Source organism: Flavobacterium cryophilum, assembly GCF_048286555.1.
GTDB lineage: Bacteria > Bacteroidota > Bacteroidia > Flavobacteriales > Flavobacteriaceae > Flavobacterium.
The window spans coordinates 1-24524 of record NZ_JBLVPZ010000013.1 but is presented as its reverse complement, the minus strand read 5'-3'; the positions used below and the strand labels follow the sequence as shown (position 1 = coordinate 24524).

At 34.2% G+C, this 24524-nt stretch carries 21 protein-coding genes and 2 pseudogenes; 9 read left to right on the top strand and 14 right to left on the bottom strand.

Translation table 11 applies throughout. The features are described from left to right. Positions 1-10 precede the first annotated feature (10 nt). The 5 genes and pseudogenes from ACNQGJ_RS15390 to ACNQGJ_RS15370 form a co-directional block, all read right to left on the bottom strand. Positions 11-229 carry a GDCCVxC domain-containing (seleno)protein gene (locus ACNQGJ_RS15390; RefSeq protein WP_233588609.1) on the bottom strand — a complete coding sequence of 73 codons (219 nt, stop codon included), beginning with the start codon at positions 227-229 and terminating at the stop codon, positions 11-13. Positions 230-280: 51 nt separating this feature from the next. Then, a pseudogene (locus ACNQGJ_RS15385) lies at positions 281-619 on the bottom strand (MerC domain-containing protein); the annotation flags it as partial. A gap of 28 nt (positions 620-647) precedes the next feature. Beyond that, entirely contained in the window at positions 648-1901 is a 1254-nt protein-coding gene (locus ACNQGJ_RS15380; RefSeq protein ID WP_417974559.1) for an efflux RND transporter periplasmic adaptor subunit, read from the bottom strand. A gap of 10 nt (positions 1902-1911) precedes the next feature. After that, the gene (locus tag ACNQGJ_RS15375) at positions 1912-6234 is read right to left on the bottom strand and encodes a CusA/CzcA family heavy metal efflux RND transporter (RefSeq protein WP_417974557.1); all 4323 of its coding nucleotides are present in this window, start codon (positions 6232-6234) and stop codon (positions 1912-1914) included. A 145-nt stretch (positions 6235-6379) separates the two neighbouring features. Further along, a complete protein-coding gene (locus ACNQGJ_RS15370; protein ID WP_417974555.1) occupies positions 6380-6700 on the bottom strand; it encodes a DUF6660 family protein in 321 nt (106 codons plus the stop codon). Positions 6701-6820: 120 nt separating this feature from the next. On the opposite strand from ACNQGJ_RS15370, the gene ACNQGJ_RS15365 reads away from it, so the two are divergent. From ACNQGJ_RS15365 to ACNQGJ_RS15355, 3 genes are read left to right on the top strand one after another with little or no spacing between them, the layout of a single operon-like run. After that, a complete protein-coding gene (locus ACNQGJ_RS15365) occupies positions 6821-8020 on the top strand; it encodes a di-heme oxidoredictase family protein (RefSeq protein ID WP_417974553.1) in 1200 nt (399 codons plus the stop codon). A 2-nt stretch (positions 8021-8022) separates the two neighbouring features. After that, positions 8023-8463 carry a Rieske (2Fe-2S) protein gene (locus tag ACNQGJ_RS15360; RefSeq protein ID WP_417974551.1) on the top strand — a complete coding sequence of 147 codons (441 nt, stop codon included), beginning with the start codon at positions 8023-8025 and terminating at the stop codon, positions 8461-8463. After that, positions 8460-9692 carry a hypothetical protein gene (locus tag ACNQGJ_RS15355; protein ID WP_417974549.1) on the top strand — a complete coding sequence of 411 codons (1233 nt, stop codon included), beginning with the start codon at positions 8460-8462 and terminating at the stop codon, positions 9690-9692. Before ACNQGJ_RS15360 ends, ACNQGJ_RS15355 begins: the two co-directional genes overlap by 4 nt. Before the next feature lie 698 nt (positions 9693-10390). Here the strand turns inward: ACNQGJ_RS15355 and ACNQGJ_RS15350 are convergent. Beyond that, entirely contained in the window at positions 10391-10684 is a 294-nt protein-coding gene (locus ACNQGJ_RS15350) for a hypothetical protein (protein ID WP_417974685.1), read from the bottom strand. 582 nt (positions 10685-11266) lie between these two features. Between ACNQGJ_RS15350 and ACNQGJ_RS15345 the strand changes: the two genes are divergently transcribed. Both ACNQGJ_RS15345 and ACNQGJ_RS15340 read left to right on the top strand, forming a co-directional pair. After that, on the top strand, positions 11267-12013 hold the full coding sequence (locus tag ACNQGJ_RS15345) for a hypothetical protein (RefSeq protein ID WP_417974547.1): 747 nt from the start codon (positions 11267-11269) through the stop codon (positions 12011-12013). Between the two features lie 136 nt (positions 12014-12149). Next, a complete protein-coding gene (locus ACNQGJ_RS15340) occupies positions 12150-12596 on the top strand; it encodes a hypothetical protein (RefSeq protein WP_417974545.1) in 447 nt (148 codons plus the stop codon). 92 nt (positions 12597-12688) lie between these two features. On the opposite strand, the pseudogene ACNQGJ_RS15335 reads toward ACNQGJ_RS15340, so the two are convergent. The 7 genes and pseudogenes from ACNQGJ_RS15335 to ACNQGJ_RS15305 form a co-directional block, all read right to left on the bottom strand. Beyond that, a pseudogene (locus tag ACNQGJ_RS15335) lies at positions 12689-12982 on the bottom strand (hypothetical protein); the annotation flags it as partial. A 178-nt stretch (positions 12983-13160) separates the two neighbouring features. Beyond that, complete coding sequence (locus ACNQGJ_RS15330; protein ID WP_417974543.1) at positions 13161-13805, bottom strand: hypothetical protein; 645 nt, start codon at positions 13803-13805, stop codon at positions 13161-13163. A gap of 351 nt (positions 13806-14156) precedes the next feature. Next, entirely contained in the window at positions 14157-14816 is a 660-nt protein-coding gene (locus ACNQGJ_RS15325) for a P-loop NTPase family protein (RefSeq protein ID WP_417974541.1), read from the bottom strand. Further along, entirely contained in the window at positions 14800-15684 is an 885-nt protein-coding gene (locus tag ACNQGJ_RS15320) for a transcriptional regulator (RefSeq protein ID WP_417974539.1), read from the bottom strand. Before ACNQGJ_RS15320 ends, ACNQGJ_RS15325 begins: the two co-directional genes overlap by 17 nt. 124 nt (positions 15685-15808) lie before the next feature. Continuing rightward, positions 15809-16099 (bottom strand): helix-turn-helix domain-containing protein, encoded by a 291-nt coding sequence (locus ACNQGJ_RS15315; RefSeq protein ID WP_417974537.1) that lies wholly within the window; start codon positions 16097-16099, stop codon positions 15809-15811. 368 nt (positions 16100-16467) lie between these two features. Then, positions 16468-17298 (bottom strand): RteC domain-containing protein, encoded by an 831-nt coding sequence (locus ACNQGJ_RS15310; protein ID WP_417974535.1) that lies wholly within the window; start codon positions 17296-17298, stop codon positions 16468-16470. Positions 17299-17604: 306 nt separating this feature from the next. Then, positions 17605-20127: an aminotransferase class I/II-fold pyridoxal phosphate-dependent enzyme gene (locus ACNQGJ_RS15305; RefSeq protein ID WP_417974533.1), complete on the bottom strand. Its 2523-nt coding sequence runs from the start codon at positions 20125-20127 to the stop codon at positions 17605-17607. A 261-nt stretch (positions 20128-20388) separates the two neighbouring features. Between ACNQGJ_RS15305 and ACNQGJ_RS15300 the strand changes: the two genes are divergently transcribed. The 4 genes from ACNQGJ_RS15300 to ACNQGJ_RS15285 all read left to right on the top strand — a co-directional run bounded on the left by ACNQGJ_RS15300 (position 20389) and on the right by ACNQGJ_RS15285 (position 23972). Continuing rightward, complete coding sequence (locus tag ACNQGJ_RS15300) at positions 20389-20769, top strand: DUF7793 family protein (protein ID WP_417974531.1); 381 nt, start codon at positions 20389-20391, stop codon at positions 20767-20769. Positions 20770-20803: 34 nt separating this feature from the next. Continuing rightward, on the top strand, positions 20804-21715 hold the full coding sequence (locus tag ACNQGJ_RS15295) for a helix-turn-helix domain-containing protein (protein WP_417974529.1): 912 nt from the start codon (positions 20804-20806) through the stop codon (positions 21713-21715). A 235-nt stretch (positions 21716-21950) separates the two neighbouring features. Continuing rightward, the gene (locus ACNQGJ_RS15290; RefSeq protein WP_417974527.1) at positions 21951-23477 is read left to right on the top strand and encodes a MauE/DoxX family redox-associated membrane protein; all 1527 of its coding nucleotides are present in this window, start codon (positions 21951-21953) and stop codon (positions 23475-23477) included. A gap of 222 nt (positions 23478-23699) precedes the next feature. Further along, the gene (locus ACNQGJ_RS15285) at positions 23700-23972 is read left to right on the top strand and encodes a DUF6520 family protein (RefSeq protein ID WP_417974525.1); all 273 of its coding nucleotides are present in this window, start codon (positions 23700-23702) and stop codon (positions 23970-23972) included. Between the two features lie 45 nt (positions 23973-24017). Here the strand turns inward: ACNQGJ_RS15285 and ACNQGJ_RS15280 are convergent, their stop codons facing one another. Further along, a complete protein-coding gene (locus ACNQGJ_RS15280; RefSeq protein ID WP_417974523.1) occupies positions 24018-24425 on the bottom strand; it encodes an alpha/beta hydrolase family protein in 408 nt (135 codons plus the stop codon). Between the last annotated feature and the right edge of the window lie 99 nt (positions 24426-24524).

Genomic DNA, 24524 nt, shown 5'->3' with positions numbered 1-24524 from the left:
TTATAATATGTTAACAACAATTATCTCCCGCTTGTATTGGTGGACATTTTACGGAACCGTAGCTACAATAAACGCAACAATCACCCTCTAATGGTTTGATTATTGTTTTACATTTTACGCATTCGTAAAAGAACTGGCACGCATCGGTTGGCATTAATTCCTCTTTTTTGTTTCCGCAGTTGGGGCAAGTTAAAGTTGATTTCAATTCAACCGTTTTCCCTTCATAGATTGTACAAGTTTTGCAATTTCCGTGAAGTTTATTTTGGTAATAATTTACGATTGTAGCAATCAGAAGACCAAACATTCCGGTATAAATTAAATAAGCTGGATTTTCTATTTTGCTAAAATAATAAGCAAAGAATATTACTATTCCACTCGGAATCGCGATTAGCAAAGAATACAAACAAAGATGTTTTCGGTAGGAAATGTAAAGTCCGCCAATTGAAATTAAAACCATCGATTGAAAAATCCACATTGTCCAACCTCCAAATAGTTCTATACTTCTAAGTCCCAGTGCTGATGCCCCGAAAGCAAATAATGGAAAACAACAAGGGGAAAATAGTGCCGTAATGAAAAGCCCTATTGTTCCTAGTTTGTCGATGTTTGATTTTAGTTTCATATTTTTAATTATCGTAAGGGTTCTAAAATTATTCTTCCCCTTTGTTAGTCAATTTTGCATTTACAAAGAATGCTCCTTTGGTTGCGATTTTAGCATTGGCTGGAATGTTTTTTACTAATGTGATTGCGGTATAGCCCATATTCGAAACGCCTTTTACCACTTCAATTTTTTCGAAATTGGTATTTTTTGATTCTTGTTCTTTACCTTTTGCTTCAGGTTCTTTCTCTGTTTCGACTTCTTCAGGTTTTTCTTCTTCGGCTTGTTTATTGGTAACAACAAAAATATAGTCTTTGCCATCTGCACTCACAATTGCATCGGTAGGTACTGCACTTGTAGTTACATCATTTAAACTTACAATTGCGGTTATATTCATCCCATCAATTAGTCCAGATTTATTGCCTTGAACTCTTGCGTGCACGGGTATTGACTTACTATCGCTCTCAAAAGAGGCACCTATTGAATATACTTTTGCATTATAATCTTCGCCTGAATTATTGGTTATTCTGAAATGTATAATTTGTCCCACTTTTAACATTGGCAAATCTTTTTCGAAAATATTCAAATCCAAATGCAGCTGCGAGTTGTCTACAATTTCAGCGACGGGAGATGATACATCTACATAACTGCCAATTTTGGAAAAGATATTACTAACAGTACCACCGATAGGACTTGTAACGGACAAAGCAGAACGTAAATTACCATTGTTTAAACTATTTGGATTGATGCCCATCAGTTGGATTTGTTGTTGCAAAGAAGCTCTTCGAGTTCGCATTGATTTCAGTTCCGCATTGGCACTTTGGTAATTTTTTAAAGCTCCAGCGTTTCCTTCGTTGAGTTCTTTCTGTCTGGCCACTTCTTGTTCCGCAAAGGTAATTTTACTGGAAGTACTTAAATATTCTTCTTGTAACTGTATAAATTGTGGATTGGCTATTGTAGCGATTACTTGCCCTTTTTTTACAAAATCGCCTAACTGTACATAGATGTTTTTTATAACACCACCGTACATAGAAGTTGCATTGGCTTTGTTATTGTTAGGCACTCGCAATGCGCCATTGGCTTTAAGTGTAGCCGTTAATTGCTTTTGTTCAATAGTTCCGTATTGAATGTCTACAGTTTTTATTTGTTCGGCTGTGAGCGAAGCAATTGTTGGTTCGGCTTCTTCTGTTGTTGCTTTTTGTTCCTCTTCTTTTGGATTAGTTTCTTTATTACCACAGGAAATCAGAAGTAAGCAAGTGGCAATTAGCAAAAGATAATTCTTATATTTTATTTTAAAAGATTTCATTTTTTTAAATTTATTTGTTTGTAAAATAATTGTATTCAATAATCGCTTGGTTGTATGCATTTAGATTATCTAAATAATTTTTTCGTATTTCGATGGCTTGGCTTAAATAAATTGAAAAATCAGCATAACTTATTTCTCCTGCCTGATAGGATTGATTAGCAGCTTTTATAATTTCTTCGGCTTGTTGCAAACCCAAAGTTTCGTAAAATTGTAAACCTTGTATGCTTTTTTCCACTTCAGTTTGATGTTGAGCTAAAGAAGATTTAAGTATTTGTGTTTGGTATTGCAATTGTTGTTCTTGTACTTCTTTTTCAGTTTTGGCAGCTTTTATTTTGTTTCGATTGGCTCCGCTTCCAAAAATTGGAAATGAAGTTGAAAATGAAAAACCACTAAAAGGATCTTCAACACCGTATAATTTTTGCGAAAAGACACGACCGGAAAATTCAGGTAAGCGATTGCTTTTTTGAATAGCAATTTCACTATTGGCAATCATTACATTTTGTTGTAATAAAAGAAGGTTTGGATGGTTGTCTGACGAATTTTGTATGCCGTATTCTAACTTTTCCAACGATTTTGAAAGTGGTAAAATGGCTTCTGAATTATTAAGCAGTTGCATTAATGCCTGTTGTTGCATTACCATTTCTTTTTGAAGTTGTGTGATGTTGGTTTCAATTTCTTTCAACTTCACGTTTGCCGAAATTTTTTCGATACCGGCACTTTCTCCTGTTTTTACTTTTACTATTGTAGTTTTTAGCAATCCAATATAAATACTGTCTAATCGCTGATATAAAACCGTTTTGTCCTGTAAATACCATAATTGATAATATACAGAACGAATATTTTTTTTCAATTCCGTATTGATTACTTCTTTGTTAAATTCATAGTATTTAGTTTGCTCTCGATAGTAATTTTTCTTTGCTTGGTTTACCTGTGGCATATAGAAACTTTGTTGTAAACCGATTTTCCAAATTCCCGTTTTATCCGAAGGTCGCAGATCTTCATTTTCTACAAAGATGCCCGTTTTGGGAAATTCCTTGTTTCCCTTTATCAAAAGCTGATTTTTTGAAATTTGAGATTGATTAATATTGTATTGCAAATTATCTTTTAATCCTAAATTCAGAACGTCATCGATACTTTTTCGTGATTGCGCCTGACTAGTATTGAATGATAAAAACAATCCAATAAATAAAATTGTTGCAATTGATTTCATACTTGATTTTCTTTTTAATTTAATTTTTGTATTAAAAATAATATAGAGCAAAGGCAAAACAAATAATGTTAAAAATGTCGCGGACAGTAAACCACCAATTACAACCGTTGCTAATGGTTTTTGGACTTCGGCACCCGCACTGTGGGATAATGCCATTGGCAAAAATCCTAACGAAGCTACGGTAGCCGTCATTAATACAGGTCGTAATCGTATTTTTGTTCCTTCAATTACCCGTTTTATGACATCGTCCCAACCTTCTTTTTCGAGTTGATTGAATGTGCCCACTAATACAATTCCGTTTAAAACTGCTACACCAAATAATGCAATGAAACCAATTCCTGCCGAAATACTAAAAGGCATTCCGCGTAGGAGTAAAGCAAAAACACCTCCAATGGCACTCATTGGAATTGCCGTAAAAATTAAACTGGCTTGTTTCATAGAATTGAATGTAAAATACAAAAGCATAAAAATTAGAAGTAACGATATTGGTACAGCGATCATCAATCTATTGGAAGCTTTTTGTAAGTTTTCAAATGTGCCACCATACGTGAAATAGTAACCCGATGGCAACTTTACTTTCGTAGCCAACTTTTCTTGAATTTCGTTAACCACACTTTGGACATCTCTATCTTGGATATTAAAACCAATTACAATTCTGCGTTTTCCTGCTTCACGACTTATTTGCGCTGGACCAAGTTTAAAATCTATGTTTGCCACTTGCGATAAGGGTATTTGATTGCCTGTAGGTGTTGGGATCAATAGATTATTTACATCATCGATACTTCGTCTTGACGTACTGTCTAACCGCACCACTAAATCAAATTTTCGTTCGTTTTCGTAAACTACACCTGCTGCTTTTCCTGCAAAAGCAGTACTTACAATATTGTTTATATCCTCAATATTTAATCCATAATTTGCAATACGTAAACGGTCGTATTCGATATTAATTTGCGGTAAACCATCGACTTGTTCCACCTGTGGTGATGAAACCCCTTTTACATTTACAATCACATTTTCCACTTTTTTGGCGTATACAGAAAGGCTATCTAAGTTTTCGCCAAATATTTTTATGGCAACATCTTGTTTAATGCCTGTCATTAGTTCATTGAAACGCATTTGAATGGGCTGGCTTTTTTCGACAAACACGCCTGGTATGACACTTAGTTTTTCTTCTAATGCATCACCTAATTCATCATATGATCTACCAGATTTCCATTCCTCTTGTGGTTTTAAAATAATCATCATATCTGTAGCTCCTGGTGGCATTGGGTCAGTAGGCACTTCTCCAGCGCCAGTTTTTCCAACCACAATTTTTACTTCGTCAAATTGCTTGGCAATTCTTGCGCCCTGCATGGAAGTTTCTATACTTTGGGATAAAGATGTTTCGAGTGGCATTTTAAATTCAAATGCATAGTCTCCCTCTGCAAGATTTGGAATAAACTCACCACCCATTTTGCTGAATATAAAAAAGGTAACTAATAATAATGCGATAGTAATACCAACGACTTTGTATTTTATTTCAATCACTTTTACTAAAAGGGGTTCGTATTTTTTATACAAAAAGTCCATCATTTTATCAGAAAATGTTTTTTTATGACTGATAAGCTTAGGCAAAAACAAAGCACTCATCATCGGAATATAGGTTAATGAAAGTATCATTGCACCTATGATTGCGAACGAAACTGTTTTTGCCATTGGACCAAACATTTTTCCTTCAATTCCCACTAAAGATAAAATTGGAAAATACACTATCATAATAATGATTTGTCCAAAGGCAGCACTACTCATCATTTTTTTAGCACTGTTTTCTACTGCAATATCCATTTCGAGTTGCGTGAGTTTTGCCTTACTCTTATTATGTTCCAGAAAATATAAGGATGCTTCTACGATAATTACTGCTCCATCTACAATTAAACCGAAATCTATTGCGCCCAAACTCATTAGATTTGCACTTACTCCAAAAATTTTCATCAATCCCAATGCAAAAAGCATTGAAAGTGGTATTGCAGAAGCAACAATAAGTCCAGCACGTAAGTTTCCGAGAAATAACACCAATACAAAAATTACTATTAATGCTCCTTCGATTAGGTTTTTTTCAACAGTAGAAATGGCACGGTTTACAAATGTACTTCTATCAATAAATGGTTCAACGATTACATCATCGGGTAAAGATTTTTGTATAATAATCATTTTTTCTTTAACCCTCTTTACCACTTCGTTACTGTTGGCACCTTTAAGCATTAACACGATACCACCAACGGCATCTACCTTTCCGTTATAGGTCATTGCGCCGTAGCGAACGGCATTACCAAATTGCACTTCAGCAACATCTTTTATAAAAATAGGAACGCTGTTAGGACTGCTTTTTACGACTATGTTTTTTACATCTTCCAAGGAAGTCACTAACCCAACACCACGAATAAAGTAGGCACTTGGTTTTTTGTCAATATATGCACCTCCTGTGTTTTGATTGTTTTTTTCTAAAGCGTTGAAAATGTCAGGAATAGTTACTCCCATTGCTTTTAGACGATTTGGATTAACGCCCACTTCATATTGTTTCACTTTCCCACCAAAACTATTTATTTCGGCTATTCCTGGTGTTCCATTAAGTTGTCTTGCTACGATCCAGTCTTGCATAGAACGTAAATCCATGGCTGAATATTTATTTTCACTTCCTTTTTTTGGATGCAAAATATACTGATATACTTCACCAAGTCCTGTACTTACCGGTCCTAATTCTGGTGTTCCAATGCCTTGAGGAATTTGGCTAATGGCTTCTTTTAGTCGTTCACTGATTAATTGACGTGCAAAATAAATATTTACATCGTCATCAAAAACAACTGTAATTACCGATAAACCAAAGCGAGAAATGCTTCGAGTTTCCTCTAAATCGGGAAGATTTGCAATACTTTGTTCTATTGGAAAAGTCACTAATTGTTCTACTTCTTGACCTGCCAAAGTTGGGCAAAGCGTAATAATTTGTACCTGATTGTTTGTAATATCCGGCACGGCATCAATGGGTAATTTAGAAGCACTCCAAACTCCCCAAATAATGAGAAATAAAGTCATCAAACCAATGATGAATTTATTATTGATACTAAAATGAATGATTTTGTCTAACACTTTTGAAAATGATTAATGTTTAATATTAATTTAAATTTACAGCAATTGAAGGTGTCAAATACCGTAAAGTGATTAATGGAAAACAACAGTGTGATTAATGCACAAGTCATTAATCGCTATTCATTTAAACATTAATCAAAAAAAATTAAGCATTAATTTGTGGCGGTTGCCAAATACTTCCATAGAAATTGGAAGTTAAAATAGATTTGTAGGTTGGTAATGGTAATTTAATAATCGCTGAAACTGTAGGTAAATTAAAAGTGGTGGTTGGAAAATAACTTGATATCTGTGCTCCACAACAATTACAAATGCAAAAAGGAGAACATGAATCTTTTTCTTTATTGTGAGAATGGCTTTGGTTAAAGGAGGAAAGTTCCTTCGCTGTATGTGCAAGATCATTTGCTTCCAAATCAGCACAAGGCAAAAACGAAAGTGCTATTAGATAAATTGATAGTATGAGGTTCATCCATTTCACGCATGTAAAAGTAAGAATAAAATTTATATGATTTTAATATCGATTCATTATTTTTTATTTTCATTTATCGAAATATTTATTTAGCTTTGTCTAAATATTAAATTAAGTATAATGAAAAATAAATTTACCAGTTTATCTCTATCATTTTTAGCGTTATGCATGAGTTTAATATCATGCGACACCAGTTATACAGATGTACCATCTAATGATGAATTATTAGATGGTACCGTAGAAGGACTTTCTAACTCAGAGTCCTCACAATTTTTGAGAGGAGATGTAGCAGTCAATGAAGTATTTACAAGAGAAACAGGTCTTGGATCGACATTTGTAGGAACCAGTTGTATCAACTGTCATGCTGGTGATGGCAAAGGACATCTATTTACTACCTTGATCCGTTTTGGTCAAATTGATGAAACGGGAAATCGATTTTTAAATCAAGGTGGTCCACAATTGCAAAATCGAGCTTTGCCTGGTTTCTTACCGGAACAAATACCCGGTGGTGCAACTTTTTCCAAATTTACTCCACCAGCAATTACTGGTTTAGGTTTTTTACAATATGTTTCAGATGAAGATTTGCTTGCAATTACTGATCCAAATGATACTAATGGAGACGGCATATCAGGAATTGTAAATTGGATCATTATTCCAAAGTATCTAATTCCTTTATCGAATGCGGTAACCCAAAATGGTAAACATATTGGACGATTTGGCAAAAAAGCATCCGCCTTCGATTTATTACATCAAACGGTTAATGCCTACAATCAAGACATGGGAATTACATCTTCATTTAATCCAATAGATCACTATTCAACTTTAGAAATAGAACCAGAAGTGACCAATAATAAAGTTAATGACATAGTTTTTTATCTGCAAACATTAAAGGCTCCCATTAAACGGAATCAGAATGATGAAATTGTCCGGCAAGGAAAGGATTTATTTAGTCAAATTAATTGCGTTGGTTGCCATAAAGCAGAACTTAAAACTAGCTACTCTCCAATAAGTTCTCTTTCCTATAAAATTTTTGCTCCATATACTGATTTGCTCTTGCATGATATGGGAAGCAATTTAGATGATGGTTATACAGAAGGAAGTGCTAAAACGTACGAGTGGAGAACTCCACCACTCTGGGGAATTGGACTCTCAGAGAATTCTCAAGGCGGCAACTTATTTTTGATGCACGATGGAAGGGCTAGCAGCATTGAACAAGCAATAATAATGCATGGTGGAGAGGCAGCAAACAGTTCTAATGCATTTCAAAAGCTTACACAATCAGAAAAAAATGCGATATTAAAATTTATAAAATCATTGTAATCATGGATAGGAAGCAATTTTTTAAAACGTGTGGATTTGGATGTTTAGCTGGAATTACAGGAATAACAATATTACAAAGCTGTAGTACTTCGCAAATTATTACGGCTCCAATTGAAGGTTCGGATATTTTGGTGCAGATTACTGATTTTGAAATAAAAAATAAAAAAGAAACAGAATTTAAAAAGTATATCATCGTCCAAAATGAAATCTTAAAATCACCGATTTGTGTTTATAGATTTGAAGCAACAGATTATGCAGCAATGTTAATGACCTGTACACATCAAGGGGCTCAATTACAAGTTTTCGGTGATAAACTGCAATGTCCTGCGCATGGAAGTGAATTTAACAACAGAGGGGGGTTAGAAAACGGTCCCGCAAATACCGATTTAAGAAAATTTCCAATAGTGATTGAAAATAACACCTTAAAAATATCCCTAAAATGAGATTAAAAGCCAACTTTATTTTAGTTATTCTATTTTTATTAAATTTGAATTCCAATGCCCAAATAGATCCAAGTTTGCTGAAAAGAATCCCCAAGGACACTGTAAAAAACATTCTGAATATGGATGCTTTGTACAACAGGCCTACACTGAATATAAACAAAACACCCATTTCTATTGGTGGTTATGTTGAAATGAATTGGCAGAAAATTACTACCGATGGTGTGTCAGAAGGACATCAATTTCAAGCGAGAAGACTATCCATTTTTATGTCTTCTGTAATAAGTAGAAGAGTAAAGTTTTTAAGTGAAATTGAATTTGAGGATGGTGGAAAAGAAATCGCAATCGAATTTGCTTCAATTGATTTAGAACTGGATCCGCTATTAAATTTTAGAGCTGGAATAATTTTAAATCCGATTGGAGCGTTTAATCAAAATCATGATGGTCCCAAATGGGAGTTTACGGACAGGCCAATAGCTGCTACACAAATGTTACCGAGCACTTTTAGTAATGCCGGAGTTGGTTTTTTTGGAAAAAAATACACTAAAAATTGGATGTTTGGCTATGAAGCTTATTTGTCAGGCAGCTTTGATAATACCATAATTGAAAATAGTGAAAACAAAACGTTCTTACCCGCTTCAAAGAACAATCCAGAACGATTTGAAGAAATAAATAGCGGAGAACCCTTATTTACTGGAAAATTAGCTATTAGAAATAATAAAGTGGGTGAGCTTGGAATTTCGTATATGGGAGGGATTTATAATAAATTTACAGATGATGGAATTATTATAGATCAAAAAAGACGTGTTATCGTCTTTGCCTTAGATTTCAACACCACAATTCCTACGATAAAAACCTTTATCACTACAGAATTTGCCTGGATTAATGTAGATGTACCAGCAACGTATTCCCAACAATTTGGGAATAAACAGCATGGTGGATTTATTGACATTGTTCAACCCGTTTTTACAAAATCAATTTTGGGATGGGAAAAAGCTGTTTTTAATGTTGCCTGCAGATTAGAATATGTAGATTGGAATGTTGGAAAATTTAAAGAAACTAATCAAAATATTGGAGAAGATCTCTGGAGCATAATTCCTGCAATTAGTTTTAGACCGACATCACAAACCGTAATACGGTTGAATTATCGCTACCAGAAACAACGCGATATTTTTCTAAATCCGCCATCGATTACTGACGGATTTAACTTTGGAATATCAAGTTACTTTTAGCAATGAGAGTTTGCCCGAATTATTTACGGCAATTATTAGTTTTATCAATATAAAACTGTAAATCATACAAATGTATTAACTCGTCGTGATTTTGTGGCAGTTGTGCTAACAGTACAAAATTTATATGTTGGTACAAATATTTTTCTCCAAAAATATCCTGCATAATTATGAATAAAGCTTGCCTCCATGTTGTCGTATCGCAATACATACTGTAATTTTTGAAATAGACTGTGATGTCAAACTTTTTAAAATATTCATCACAGTGCATGGGTAAGAACATAATGTCCATTAATGCGTTCTTGTTCGTCCGAAATCTTCCGACTTTTTTTAAGGTATTTGATATTGATTTCCCCAATTTTATGATTTAGAAGTTCAATTTTAGAATTTATTGGATTTTCTATTTTTATAATTTCAGTTTTAATTTTGGCTAATTTGATAATGTTCTTTGCTGAATTTATAATGGAATCTTTTTTAAGATCTTCTTGAATTTATCCCAATTATATTTAGTATTTATATAATCTTGTAGCCAAATTTTTCTATAGTCTTGGCAAGAGCAAACTAGGAGAATGATAAATCCAATGAGTATCGTTTTATACATTTTTATATAGTTTGAAGTTGTGCTGAATTACTTTTTTTAATCCTCTACATTTTTCATTTTCATCAAAAGTAAATAAGAACCTTTAATCACAATAGTTGCCTTATTCAAATTTAATTTTAATTACATTCAATTTTGTTAATTCAAAATATTTTGCTGATTTCGATTTGAATAGATCATTGTTAATGAGTTCGTGATTTTCGTGTTTCTCCAAAATACGTTGATAATCATCTGATATCTTTAAAGTAACCATTTTTATTTCTTCAATTGAGCTATTTGCATTTAGTGTTTTGAATATTCTAAGTTCATTATAAAGCTTTGAAAGTTCAAGACCGCAATTATGATATTCTTTTGCTTTTGCACCATAATCTTTTGCATCTTTTTCATAAATTAAAATTAAGGTTTTTATTCTTAACTTTTTATGAGGGTAAAATTAGCATGTCCACGACACTGATAGTTAAAAACTTGCTACTAGCCCAAAAGATGCTTTTGCGAGCAGAGGTGAAAGTAAAAATCATGCATATTGTAGAATTAATTGTAAACACACAGAACTTGTAAATATATAGTAATAAAGTATTATTGAAAGGTTAAAATTCTAGATGGCCATAATCTTTTTTGTTTGCTGAATTCAAGTTTTATAAAAATTTTTATTTTTGCAAACAATAATTTATTGGTTTTTTTTAACATTTTTAACATTTATTTTGTTTTTAAATTAATGAAAATGAGTGTTTTAACAGATTTTTATGTTTTGTGTCGATAAGGGAGAGAAAAAGAAAGAGAGATTAAGTACATTTATTTTCGAAATTAAATCTAATGATTATGTAATAAAAAATATTCTTTATTGCACTTCTATCATTTAGTTTATTTACATCTTTTAGGGATTTTTCATTTTTAGAGCGACTGTATCCCTGTAGTATTTTTATCAAAGTTATATGTGGAATTTTAATCTGAATTTTTATTAACTAAATCTTTAAATATTATGAGAAATTTTAAATTATTGTCGGTATTATTTTTAACAATTTTATTAGGAGTAAGTTGCTCTAACGAGGATTTACAATCTTCAGCAGCAGAAAATGAAGTCACAACTGCAAATGCAAAAAACAATTCTTCGGGCAGTCTAACCGCACGAGGAGGAAATGGCGCCCCAAATGGCGCACATTACAGCCTGAACATCATCGGCGTATCTAAAGGGAAAAATCCTGATTTCAGTGGGGGTAATGGGCACAGAATCTTTGTTCCACTGGGATCTGCAGGAGGGGTAGCGAGAACAAAAATCTTGTTAGCGAAAGGCGACTTTGCGGTATTGGATGCCAACGGTACTGATGGTGAAGCCACATTCCAACTGCCTGAACCCGATGCAACAAACGATGGAGTAACAGATTATTCTGTTTACGTTCGTGGCTTAGGCAAGCCGGGGGGCAGTGCACAGATGAAATCTTGTTATTGGGATCAACAATTAGCGACGGAATACTGCAGCTCAGGAGAATATATCTTAGATATTTCTGCACACGGCAATAACAATAAATTCCAAAACGTTACCAACCAATTGTTGTATGTATGGGCAGATATTGATGGTGACGGAGATTTAGACAGAACAGAACTCTTCAGCGATCCATTAGACACGTACTACTGGTACTTTGATAATTCAGGCTTGAAAATAGCCCAACTGAGATTCTATCCTGGTGTTGGAACGCCTGTATGGAATGATCCTGAACCTGTTAACTAAATCAGAAGGATTATTATCAGAAACACAGAAAGTCTCTGCCTTTATGCAGAGACTTTTTTGAATTGCTTATATATGATAAGTTTAAACCTGTTTGCATATATCTCAAATAGCTTTTATTTTTAACTCAAATTTATTTATGAATACTATCCACAACACCTCTAGTACCCTCCTCAACAAAGAAACTGCTCCATTAAAGAGAAAAAAAAATTTTATAACAGCATCTTTCTTAATATTGCTTACCCTTATTGCTGTTTTACTATTTTTCAATAAAAGGGAGCCGTCTTCAGTTTATGGTTCGTATAAGATCTATAGCAATGATCCTACGGTTAACAAGTTTACTTCCGGACAAGATATCTACCTGAAAGTAAATAATGACCGAACCATTATTTATCATACCACCATCAATGGGAAGCAAAAATTTCATAATACAGGAGTTTTTATCCTGAATGAAAAAACAAATACCTTAGCCATTCAATGGAAAGACGGGAAGCTTCCATCAAAGTTAAAAATTGAAAAACAAAAAGAAAATTACGTAATCAAAATTGGCACAACTGTTTACATGAAGGAAAAGGCAAACGGTTAATTCAAACTTATCCCGCTTTAAATCCGCATTACGCTTTGCTTTTCCAAAGAAACTTTTGATTATAGAGCCGGTTGAATACATTTGCAAGATCAGATTGCGTTTCCGTCTTTCAGGATGGCGCCATCGACTTTTTTAGAACCTTTTATATTTTTGAGTTCCGTGGTCAGGTTGAATTTTGGCGTTGGATTCAGCGTGTAGCCTAAGATATCCACAAATAGCTCCCGTAGAAATCCTTCCTGAAATTGTTCTTCTTTACTGTTGCGAATGTTTTCTTGAATGGCGGTATTATGAAAATACTTGCTGTATTTTTTATAGGCTTTCTGAACTTGGTCTGTATCTTGTTGGCTCAAATATTTTTTGAGTACTGAGGGCTGAAATAATGACATTGGTAACACTTTTTTTGAGAATCTAAAAACACACAATTTGAGAGTAGTGTAAGAATTATGGTATTAACAAATTAGTTTAATAAAAACACAATTCGAGCAATTTAATTCTGCTTGGTTGCTCAAAACTAAGTTGATTAAATTAATTTACTTTACGGTTTTCCACATTTTTAGAAAACAATTATTTAATTCCATACCCTTTTAGATTGTCTAGAAACAATTGAAAATCGTACAATTGAATTAGTGCTTCTTTGTTATCCGGTACTTGTGCCAACTGGACAAAATTGATGTTTTGGTACAAGGATTTTTCTCCCACAATGTCTTGCATGATAATGAAAATTGCTTGTTGTAACGTCTTTGTATCACAATACAAATTATAGTTTTTTAAAAAAACTACAATGTCGAATTTATGCGATATTTCATGATACTCAAGTGGTAAAAAAGTGAGTTCGCTGGCTTTTAATGTAATCTCATGGAAGATGTATGGTTCGTCAAGACCCTTCATAATTTTGTCAATTCTTTCGGTTGGTTGGATGAAAGCGGTGAATTTCCAGTTTTTCAATTGGGGTGCATTGTCAACTAAATTAATTACCTGTTCAAAGTATTCCGGGTTGCCATTCGCGGTTAGTATTAGCTCAGATTTATTATTATTATTATTATTAATTGGGAAGACAATCATAAAGTCAATTTCCTTGCAATAATAGCTGAGGTTTTTGCTTATCCAAAAGCTGATGTGTTTTTGGTTTTTAGGGGTTTCGGTGATCAGGTTTTTGATGGTTTGATTGTTGTCTTGGAACCAGTTCCAGAAGGTGTTGATTTTTTTCATTTATTTTTTTGATTCAAGTTTTAAGTTTAAAGTTTGAGGTTTCTATTTTTTCTTTTTTGCATTGCCCAAAAAAGAAACAAAAAACGCTAGCCCTGGACTGTTCGCCGACCCGCTATTTTCTCAATTCTGAAATCCAACGAACTCGCTTCGCTCAAACAGCGTTGAATTTTTTCAGAATTTTCGAAAAACGGGTGCCCGGCTGCCACAGTCAAAGGGCGGGTTGAAGTACGATTGTCAGATGTATTTGTTTGAATTAACGTTTGTCATTTGAGTTTTTATTAAAACTGATGAGGTTGAACATGTATTCACGGTGTTTCTATTGTTTTTTTATGGGGTTCATGAATGTTCAATTTACCTCTTGTCTTTCGTTTTACTATCAAATGTTATCAAATTGAACATTTGTCGCATCCTAGAACGGAGCCGGTTGCCGTAGCTGTTTTCGATTTCGGAGGCGGAAAGGTTGGTGGTGATGTGCGTGATGGATTTGTTTTCGACAAACTGTTCGTACCGGCTGATCAGTACCTCAGCCATGACATTACAATCATTTCCAAAGTGCTTTATTTGCTGTTCGGCACCCAAATCGTCAAAGCAATAACCAGTTAATTTTGATTGATTGGCTTGTTTTAGCGTGTAGCAGTTGATTGCATCAAACCCATTTTTGGCAAATTCAAACGAGACTTCCCTACATGTTTTGATTTTATACTCGGATGCATGATAGGCAAATGGGCGTACTAAGTTCATTAGGGATGTTTTTCCGCAACCTATCGAACCTGATACTAGAATTCCTTTTGATAAGTCAATATTTTGGTTCATTGCCGCTTTCTCATCTTTTATCATATAAATTAATAATTTGTAGATGGTAGGGTGATCCATTTCGCTGATTTTAAATGAACTACCGTAGGTCGTTTTTCCTTGGTTTTCTAAATATTCCAAGCATTTTTGGAAATTATACACTTTGAAACCTTTGTGGACTACGAAGGTTTCACGGACGGATTTACAATGGTTCGTCATAGTTTTTTTGGGTTGCCGTGTGCAAGTGCATCGGTTTTGGTTGGGAGTTGTAATCGGATTTTGTCGTGTTTGTTGCAAACTTAGCGGTGTTGAGCATCCAGTTTCTTGCTGCTGCTTTCCAATCTTTCATTTTTGTTTTTCCGCCAATGAGCCAACCAATGCTGGAGTAGTAATTGAAAAACTTATTGGCTTCTGTTTGTGAACTTTCCTTGAAAGAGAAGTATTCCAGTATTATTTCGAGTGATGGTACTGTAGTTTCAAAAAATAAATCGAGTTCAACTGGTTTTTCTTTTTTGGCGCAACTTTTTTCTTTTTGCTGCCCGCTTTCAGTTTTTATTTCTTTCTCTTTTGGAATTATTATAGGACTCAAATTTTGAACAGGTTGATTTATTGAATTTTTATATATATCTTTTTTTATAGTGTTTAAAATGTTTTCAGCTGTTTGTTTTTTATTATATATATAGAGCTGTTCATTTACCTGTTCAATAACTTGTTCAGTTTTTGATTCGGTTAAATTGTGTAGCGGTTCATTTTTTGAACGGGTTGATTGTGGTATTTTTGAAATTCTTTTTTCTTCTTCAGAAAAATTGACCATTATGATGGTGGAGCGGGAGTGGGGATTGAATGTAGGGTTGTATTGCATAAACCCCAAAAGTTCTAACTCTTTCATGCATTTATGATAGGTTGCTTTAGAATTGATTTTGCTGGCTTTCATAATCTCTTCCCGGGATATGCCTGTTGGATTTTTAAATCGATTTACGTTCCAACATTGGAACAGTGCCAAATAGAGCGAAATGTGCGTTGGATTGAGGTTGGTTTCATAATTGATTTTATTAAAAAATCCGGTGAGGTGTTTGATATAGTTCATGTTTTTAGGTAAAAAGTGTCTCTCGTCTGCGCTCGAGATGACGGTGAGTAGTGAAAAGTGTCTCTCGACTGCGCTCGAGATGACGGGGAATGATTATTTGATTGCTCTGCTCCATGCAATGACTTTACTTAAAAAGGGTAGGGAGGGCATTTACTTTATTTCCGTTTAAAAGTTTTTCAATATCTGTTTGGTCGTAATAGATAGTTCCCCCAATTTTAGTGTAAGAAAGTGTTCCATTGATGCGGAGGTTTTGAAGTGTTCCCGGTGAAATATTTAGCAATTTTCGGACTTCATTAGATTTTAGCCATTTTTTTGACTGTGTGGTCGTTTGCGATCCGATAATTTTTCTAATCTCTTCTAATAAATCAATTTTGAATTCTAAAAGATCTTCTGTTGTGATAATTGTTGCTGCCATTTTAAAACGATTAAGGTTATAATTAATTTTAAAGCTTTATTGTGGTACAAAATTGATTGCTTTTATTCTTATTTAATCCCAATGGCTTTCGTAGTACCGAAGTAATTTAACATTTGAACATTTTTAAAAGCACGTTTTGGGGCTTTTCCGAGTTTCTTTTATCTTCATTTTTGCGTTTGTTCAAATTTCTTATTACACATATATTTTTCCAATGAAAAATGCCCCAATTGGGGCATCAATGTGAGCGTAGTTATTATTTCAGCAATACCAAATAGTGCCGGATGCTAAGTATTAGGCTTTAATCCTCAATTATAGGCTGTGTTTGTGGGTTGTATTTTTCGTAGGTACGATTGGGTCCGATATTTTAATCATTCGTCTTCTTTGTGGATTTTCTGCTGCAGATTCAACATCAGTTCTTCTAAGAATTTTGTTTTGCTACTCTTTCTATCTTTAATCTCTGAATAGGTTTTGTAGATATTGTCTATTTTGATGTTGAAAAAATCCTCAAAAGATGAGGCGATTGTATTTATGTCGGCAGCACCATGATTTAAAGCCCCATTGGAGTAAAGCGCATAGATTAATTCAGCGAGTGCCGTTTTTGGAGCTGTCCAAAGCAGTACTTTGTGTTTTTTTTCGTCAAACATAATTGTATTTCCAGCATTGAGTTTTTGCATTGCTTCGCGGATGTAATGAATAAACCGGTGCATTGCTTTTACTTTCGCCCAAAGCATGTCATGTGAGGAGGAAAATTCGGGATATTGATAGTAATCTGTCATTGGCGTGAAAGGGAAATTATTGCCTGGGTTTCTTGTGAAAAACTGATGATCGATATAGGTGTATCCTTGTTCCATATAATTAACAAAATCTAAATTTCGAGAGAAAAATTTATTGATTTTTCGCATTTCCTTTTCAAAAAATTCGATTTGATAGGATGTGCCCGCTTTGGGTTTGCGAAGTTCGCAAGAACGCAGTTCGGTAAAATAAATCAGGTAACTCATCGGAAGTGGTTTGATGTTTTTAAAAAAATCAATTTCATCGGGAACTGTGTCGAAATCGTTTTGCTCGACTCTTTCTTTTAGGGTTGCCAAGGTTTTGTTGCATAAATTAATGCCGTCAATTGCTTTTTTGAGATGGTTTTCTTCTGTAGTAATAATGGTATTTATTTTTGTATTAAATTCTTCAATGATACTTTTAAACATAGGCTTTTGGTTTAAATCTCACTCCAGCTCTTTTCCTCCCCCAGCCCCTCCGAAGGAGGGGAGTAGGAAGGAAAGGGAGTGAAGACTTGATTAGTTTATATTTTTGATGTTAGTTGTTTTAATGGCAAAGGTTTGATTGATGAGATTGCTTCGCCAGTTCGTACAAAGTCCTCGTGTCCTCCTTCGTCGGGATGACAAAACAGAGAAGAACCAAAGCGGTTCTCGATACATTTTTCATTCCATTTTATTCCATGAAAAACACTCGAACTGACGACTGTATTTTTAGACTTTATTTCCTGTATCGTTTTAACGTGTTTTGTCTTCGTTTTGAAGTGTGCCCATTAATTCCATTGAAAAATTATCTCTTGCCTGAATGTAGGCTACTTTTGGAATTATGGTTGCTCCCAATTTTCTTTTTTCGAAAGTGGCGGATACTCCAAAATCAATTTTATTAAAGTTTAGTTCTTTAGCTCGTTTAATAGTTTGAAACAAGAGTTGTCTGTAGAGTTGAAATTCTTTTGCATAAGTATAATCCATTCCTATCAGAGATGGGACATAGGTATGTGCCGTATTTTTATAGCAAAACAGAATTCCGACCAATGGGTTTGTATTTTCGTTTTTTAAATATAGAAGTATGAATTCCCATTTGGAATGTTCTTCCATTTTTTGGAATACTTCTATCGGGTAGGAAAATGTATTTATAGCGTGATTGTTGTTTTTTACGTTCTGATATAATTTATATCCTTGCTCTAATTCTTCTTTTGTGAGTTTGTCTTTGATTACAATATCAAAAGACTGTTCAAAAGGAAGTACCTCTTTCAAAAAATGTTTTCTAGAACGGGGAGAAAGAGAAGTCGAAAATTCTTCGATACTGTTCCATTCTGTATTTTGTATGATGCAGGTTTCGGGCATATTTATTTTTAAGAAACCTTGATTGTGGAATATACGATTCAATTGTTCGTCTTCTTCAAAATCTCTCAACACAAGCATATCGGCGTTTAATTGATAGTACAATGTTTCCACTTGTTCCAGTAAAAGCATTATAGCTTCTTCTGCTAATGGGTGTTTTTTATTGATGTAACAATGATTGCCCGCTGTAAATAAGGAACCCATTCCCAAGACTTTTGATGTGAGGTATGATGGGTCTTGTTTTCTTTTTTCTTCCAGTTGAAGTGAAATGGATTCTGCAGCTAGCATATCGTCTTTCCAAAGTCCGAAAGTGAAAAAAGTTGCCAGTACAGGAATTCCCTTTTTGTCTTTGATTATATAATAATGAAAGTCCCAATTGTTTTCAGGAGCGTTCGTATTTGTAAAAGCATTTTCTAAGAAGCATAGCCCTTCCCAATCAAACGTGTTTTGCTTACCTAAAAGTTCGTTCCAGTTCTGTTTGTTTATTTTATCTATGGATACTTCGTATTGTACTACTAAGTCCATTTTTATCTCTGCATTTTCTTCCGGAAAAGTTATTGTTTGGCTTAGGCTGTCCTTCCGATAATTATCGGGACAGTTTTTAATTTCATCGGAAGGAAAATTTTTCTTCTTGTGGGTTTCTATTTGCGGAAAAGTCTCGACTATTCCAAAAGCTTTTTTTACTTTGTTTAGACTATTACCCGATTCTTCCAATGCTTTTGGGAAATGGTATTCCAACGCTTCGACTAATGCTTTTATTTCTTCTTTTTGGTTGTGTCGGGAAAGTGTAATTCGAATACCGGTATTTTTGATTGGAACTGCGGGATATATTGCGGGATTTACATAAAACCCTTCGTTAAAGAGCCTTTGCACCATTTTGTAGGCAGTTAAAGGCATGGCGGTACCCAAGAAAAAAACAGGGGAATTATTTAGCGCAATCATCGGAAGTGCAGTTTTTTCCAATAGTGACTTGAAATATTCTATTTTTTCTGACAAGTCGTATTGTAAGCTTGTGATTTCGGGAGAAAGATGAATGTTCGCCGATGCAATGGCCGCTGCTACAGAAGCCGGTTCCAATTGTGCAGAAAAAGTAAGAGGTCCACCAAAATTTTTAATTTTTTCGCGCAGACGGGTATTAGTACAAAGTAAAGTTGCTCCGCTGGCACCAAATGTTTTACTTAAAGTACCGAATAGTAAAACATTGTCCGGTAAATTTTTTAAAATATCCAACACGTAGCCAGTACCATTTTCCCCTCTCCAACTCATTCCGTGTACATCATCAAAATAGAGCTGTAACTGCGGGTATTTTTTGCACAGTTCCATTAAATCTGGTATTGGCGCGAAATCGCCAAACATAGAATACACGCCGTCAGCCATATACCATATCTTATTACATCTCGTCGCCAGATATTTAATTTTATCTTCCAGCATATTCAAATTGTTGTGGCGGATCATTTCTACAGCAACGCCTCTAATTTTTAGTAATTGGCAGGCATTTTGTACGCTCCAATGTACCTGATGATCTAAAATCACTCCGTCTTCATCCCTTACCACTGTTGGAATTACTGCCAAATGACCAAGCGTACTGTTTTTAGTAATTATAGGTGGTATTCCATACATTTTTTCAATCTTGGATTCTAATTCACCGTATAACGGATTTGAAATATATGTTTTAGAAAGTGGAAACTGTGTCCCATATTGATGAATAGCTGCTATTGCAGCTTCTTTTAAGCGGATGTCTTGTTCCAGTCCCAAATATCCAGTTGTACCAAAATGAAACATTTTCGTGCCTTTTATTTGTAGCGTTCGACCATTTAAGATTTGATCTTCCGCATATAAATGCAATACTCCTTCTTTTTTTGCTCCGGCAATTACTTCATCTACTGTATCAATGAAATTGTTGTGTTTGATTTTTGCCATAATTATTTAGGTTTTAGTTGTTAAAAATAAAATTTACCATCATATTCTGCTTGTTGTTTGATATTTATTAGGTAAAATTCTGAATAAAAAATTAAGTAAATTCTCTTGTTTGTGAGAAAATCCTTTTATGACAACTTAAACTCCCGATTTGATAACTTTTGTATTTAATTACATCAAATTGGATTATTTTGGTTTTAATTAGTGTAGTTTTAAATATTTTTTTTGCTAAATTGTGACGATTTATTTAAATTTTTTATAAAAATGATGCAGAATTACCATGAAAATGAATTTTCCCAATTTTGGATCCATGAGGAGATTCTTTTTTTTAAATACAAGCCCAAAAGTGTTATTAACTTGAAGGCTGCACAACGAATTGTAGCGGATCGGATACAATTGCAAAATGAAATATCCTATCCAATATTTTGTGATATCAGAGGAATTATGGATTCTGACAAAGCTGCAAGGGACTATTTGGCGCAATCAGGTTCTATTTTAACTAAGGCAGTAAGTCTAGTTGGGCACCAAAGTGTTTCCCTAACTATAACTTCTTTTTATCTTAAAATATGTAAACCAAGTGTTCCAACTAAGCTTTTTACTGATGAGTCAGCTGCTTTGGCTTTTTTGGAGGGGTATGTTAAGTAACAGTTCTCTCATTTATTACTAATATTTATATTGTATGTATCAAGAAATCGATCAACAGCGAATGCGCAGTATGTCGCAAATGCTTCTTGAAATGGCAGGAGGTAATTTTTCTAATAAGATCCAAAGAACAGAAGAGGATGATGAATTAGAGGCATTAGTTGTACTTATGAATATGGTAGCCGAAGAAATGAAGGAGTCTGTTTTCCACTCGGGCTATATAAATCCTCATCATTCCTACAGGAATCTAGTACAAAGCACTTTTATCTTAAATGAGCATTTTGTAATTATACGTTATAATTCGGAAGCCTCTGTTTTGTTAAATTTAATTCCTGACTTTTTATGTAATACGTTATTTAAAAATTTATTATCAGAAGAGTCCTTGTGTTTTTGGAATAATTTAGAGCAAGAAATATTGCTGGACCCTCACTATAAAGCTACTGTGCAATTAATTTATGTTGCACAAAACAAATTATTAGTTCCTGTCTATTGCACTATTTCAAGGCTGATAAACTGTTCTGAAATTTTGATTAGTTTCGTAACGACAGTAGTTGAAGAAACTATTTCGAAATCTGTTTTGATAACTCCAGATCGTAATGACCAGTCAAATGTATTAAGCAGACCTTCGGATATACTGATGATTCAAAATGTTTATGATTATATTTTAGACCATTTAGATAGCCCATTACCTTCTGTAAAAGAACTTTCTTATATTTTTGGAACAAATGATAATAAGTTGAAATACGGATTTAAGCAACTCTTTCGCACGACCATTTATAAATTTTATATTAACGAGCGGTTGAAAAAAGCACATCTTTTAATTCAACAGACTATGATTCCCTTAAAGAGTATTGCTACTATGACAGGTTTTAAAACGTACCCTAATTTTTCGAAGGGTTTTAGAAAACATTTTGGGTATAAGCCGATGGATGTTAAAAGAAAATCCTAAGTTGAAAGTCATGAAGTCATGAAGTCATAAAGTCATAAAGTCGAAAGTCCTAAAGTCTGAAGGTCGAGATGTCGAAAATCATACAGTTATACGTTGAAGTCATACAGTTGAAAGTGGCGATTAATGCACTGTACTAAAAAAACTCCTTTTCTGACAAGTTATACTCCCGATTTGCTTCTCTTTATTTATTTGTATTTCGGAATTTTATATCGGATTAAATTTAAAGTTCGCCGATATGAAACTATCTACCTCAACAAAAAGTATTCATGTCAACAGTATTTGTCTGTTGTATGTTTTATTGTTTGTCTACGCCGCTGTTAGCAAATTACTGGATTTTGAAAACTTTCAGGTGCAATTGGGACAATCGCCTTTGCTCAGCGAATATGCCAGCTATGTTGCCTGGATAGTTCCTGCTGCTGAAATCATTATTGTGCTCCTGCTACTTTCTTCTAAATTTAAATATGAAGGCTTAATTTTAGCATATAGCCTAATGATACTGTTTACCACTTACATTATTATAATTTTGAATTTCTCCCCGTTTGTTCCTTGTTCCTGTGGTGGCGTACTTTCAAAACTGGGATGGACAGAACATTTAATTTTTAATATTGTATTTGTAGTAATGGCAGTAGTGGGAGTTATTTTGCATCATAGCAACTTTGAAATAAGCCCTTCAAAACAGTCTATTCTAGATATTAGGAATAAATCTGCTGTAATTCTATTAGTAGTTACTGGCAGTATAAGTGCAGTCTTCATTATAAGCCTATATCTGTTGTCAGAAAATGAAATACACCGCAACAACAGCTTTATTCGTCGGTATCCTCATCATCCTGTAGCGATGATTAAAGGCTACACTATAAAATACAATTCCTATTATATCGCTGGTGCTGCTAACGGTCGCATTTATTTAGGAAATACAACTGCGCCGAGACAAATTCTAGTTATTGATACTTTATTGAGGGAAGCAAAAACTTTAAGAGTTCAAGTTGAAGGCAAACAAGATTATCCATTCAAATCAGTGCAAGTGCGTGTTAAGTTTCCCTATTTTTATCTGGTTGATGGAACGGTTCCAGTAGTTTATAGAGGCAAAATAAGCGACTGGCGTGCCACTCCTTTAACAAATATCAAAAATTACTTTTCTGCTTTTGAACCTATCGATTCCACTCTATTTGCAATAAGGAGTATTGATACAGCTGAGAGCCTAAACATTCTAGGAACGCTAAATACAGCCGAGCCTACTGCTTTCAAACAAGTGTCAGGCATGTTACAAAAACGGATTGATGGCATTTTCGATACCGATGGGAAACTGATCTATAACTACCAACTAAAAAAGATGGTTTATGTCTATTACTACCGAAACCAAGCAGTAATCGCCAGTTCTGATTTGAAAACATTTCAAGGGCTAAAAACTATAGATACGGTGAGTCAAGTTCCGATCCAGTTCGCCTACCTGCATACTACAGGAGAAAAGAAATTTGCCAAACAACCTCCAATGATTCAGCAAGGTGCTGCAACATTTGGGAAGTACCTGTTTACAATGTCAAACCGTTTAGGAAAGTTTGAGGCCGAATCCATGCTTAAAGAAGCCTATATTATTGATGTCTATGATTTGCAAAAGAGTACCTATGAATTTAGTTTTTATCTGTACAATTATAAGAATGAAAAGGTTGAGAGCTTTCAAATTTATTCTAACCTATTAATAGGAATCACAAAACATAATATAGTACTCTATAGGCTTAAGAGCAGCCACTTCGATTTAAAATAGTTGAATAAACAATGATTGATAATAACCCGTTGGTTTTAAAAACGGTTCTCGGTACATTTTTTATTCCATTGCATTATATAAAAAAACACTCGAACTGACATTTTTGCAAATTACGTCCAACGGGTTGACAATACTAATTTATTATGAAATACCGGGCCTGGTTCAGGGGAAGATCGAAAACCTGTAAACAGAGTAGATCAAAATATTTTAAATTTTAATATTATGAAAACTGAAATTTTTAAAATCGGATTTCCGGTAGCTGCAGTTGTGTTAGCTATCGCAGGTGCCTTTGCTTCACAGGCAGCGCCTAAAAGCACATTGGCAACCAAAATTGGTTATTTAGACACTCCTACTCCGTGTATAGAAGCAAGGGAATGTAGTGATGTCAACAATGGAATTGTTTGCACCTACATGTGGCAGGGCAGCAATCACCAAGCATTTGGAAAAAACCTAAGTGGCAGCCAGTGTGCGGTTACGCTTTACAAAAAACCGTAAATTTTTAATGAGGATAAGGTGTCCCATTTGAGGGACACCTTATTTTTAATAACTGTCTTTTTTTAAGTAAAAATCAAACCATTCTTTGATTTCGAAATATAGATTCTCCTTGTTTCTGGGATTTGTTAATACGTGATCTTCCTTAGGGTAAATCAAAAGGCGACTTTTTTTTCCTAACCTCCATAGTGCAATTTGTAATTTTGTACTGTTCGTTGGATTTACCATATGATCTTCTTCACCTGTCCACAATAACAATGGTGTACTGATTTTTTCAACTTGTGCTATTGGTGAATTTTTCAAAAAAGAATTGGTATAAAATGGGGATTTGATGCGAAACTGCTGGTCTTCATAACGCCAAATGTTCGATTGTCCATTGCCATCCACCATTAGATAGGCACTGACAATATCCGTAACCGGAGCACCCGCAACAGCCGCTCCTATGTAAAGCATCATTAAGTTATTAACAACTTTTAAGATGGTTATATGTAGGGTGTTTTTCGATTACGAATTCCGTTCCAGCGGCTTGTTGGAAAAGTTGGAAACAACTTTTTG

Excerpts from the sequence above, each read along its gene's own strand:
- ACNQGJ_RS15300 (WP_417974531.1), top strand. The coding sequence starts at position 20,389 with ATGATGCAGAATTACCATGAAAATGAATTTTCCCAATTTTGGATCCAT.
- ACNQGJ_RS15305 (WP_417974533.1), bottom strand. The coding sequence starts at position 20,127 with ATGGCAAAAATCAAACACAACAATTTCATTGATACAGTAGATGAAGTA.
- ACNQGJ_RS15280 (WP_417974523.1), bottom strand. The coding sequence starts at position 24,425 with ATGATGCTTTACATAGGAGCGGCTGTTGCGGGTGCTCCGGTTACGGAT.
- ACNQGJ_RS15345 (WP_417974547.1), top strand. The coding sequence starts at position 11,267 with ATGAGAAATTTTAAATTATTGTCGGTATTATTTTTAACAATTTTATTA.
- ACNQGJ_RS15365 (WP_417974553.1), top strand. The coding sequence starts at position 6,821 with ATGAAAAATAAATTTACCAGTTTATCTCTATCATTTTTAGCGTTATGC.
- ACNQGJ_RS15330 (WP_417974543.1), bottom strand. The coding sequence starts at position 13,805 with ATGAAAAAAATCAACACCTTCTGGAACTGGTTCCAAGACAACAATCAA.
- ACNQGJ_RS15290 (WP_417974527.1), top strand. The coding sequence starts at position 21,951 with ATGAAACTATCTACCTCAACAAAAAGTATTCATGTCAACAGTATTTGT.
- ACNQGJ_RS15285 (WP_417974525.1), top strand. The coding sequence starts at position 23,700 with ATGAAAACTGAAATTTTTAAAATCGGATTTCCGGTAGCTGCAGTTGTG.
- ACNQGJ_RS15315 (WP_417974537.1), bottom strand. The coding sequence starts at position 16,099 with ATGGCAGCAACAATTATCACAACAGAAGATCTTTTAGAATTCAAAATT.
- ACNQGJ_RS15295 (WP_417974529.1), top strand. The coding sequence starts at position 20,804 with ATGTATCAAGAAATCGATCAACAGCGAATGCGCAGTATGTCGCAAATG.
- ACNQGJ_RS15355 (WP_417974549.1), top strand. The coding sequence starts at position 8,460 with ATGAGATTAAAAGCCAACTTTATTTTAGTTATTCTATTTTTATTAAAT.
- ACNQGJ_RS15370 (WP_417974555.1), bottom strand. The coding sequence starts at position 6,700 with ATGAACCTCATACTATCAATTTATCTAATAGCACTTTCGTTTTTGCCT.
- ACNQGJ_RS15340 (WP_417974545.1), top strand. The coding sequence starts at position 12,150 with ATGAATACTATCCACAACACCTCTAGTACCCTCCTCAACAAAGAAACT.
- ACNQGJ_RS15325 (WP_417974541.1), bottom strand. The coding sequence starts at position 14,816 with ATGACGAACCATTGTAAATCCGTCCGTGAAACCTTCGTAGTCCACAAA.
- ACNQGJ_RS15310 (WP_417974535.1), bottom strand. The coding sequence starts at position 17,298 with ATGTTTAAAAGTATCATTGAAGAATTTAATACAAAAATAAATACCATT.
- ACNQGJ_RS15360 (WP_417974551.1), top strand. The coding sequence starts at position 8,023 with ATGGATAGGAAGCAATTTTTTAAAACGTGTGGATTTGGATGTTTAGCT.
- ACNQGJ_RS15380 (WP_417974559.1), bottom strand. The coding sequence starts at position 1,901 with ATGAAATCTTTTAAAATAAAATATAAGAATTATCTTTTGCTAATTGCC.
- ACNQGJ_RS15320 (WP_417974539.1), bottom strand. The coding sequence starts at position 15,684 with ATGAACTATATCAAACACCTCACCGGATTTTTTAATAAAATCAATTAT.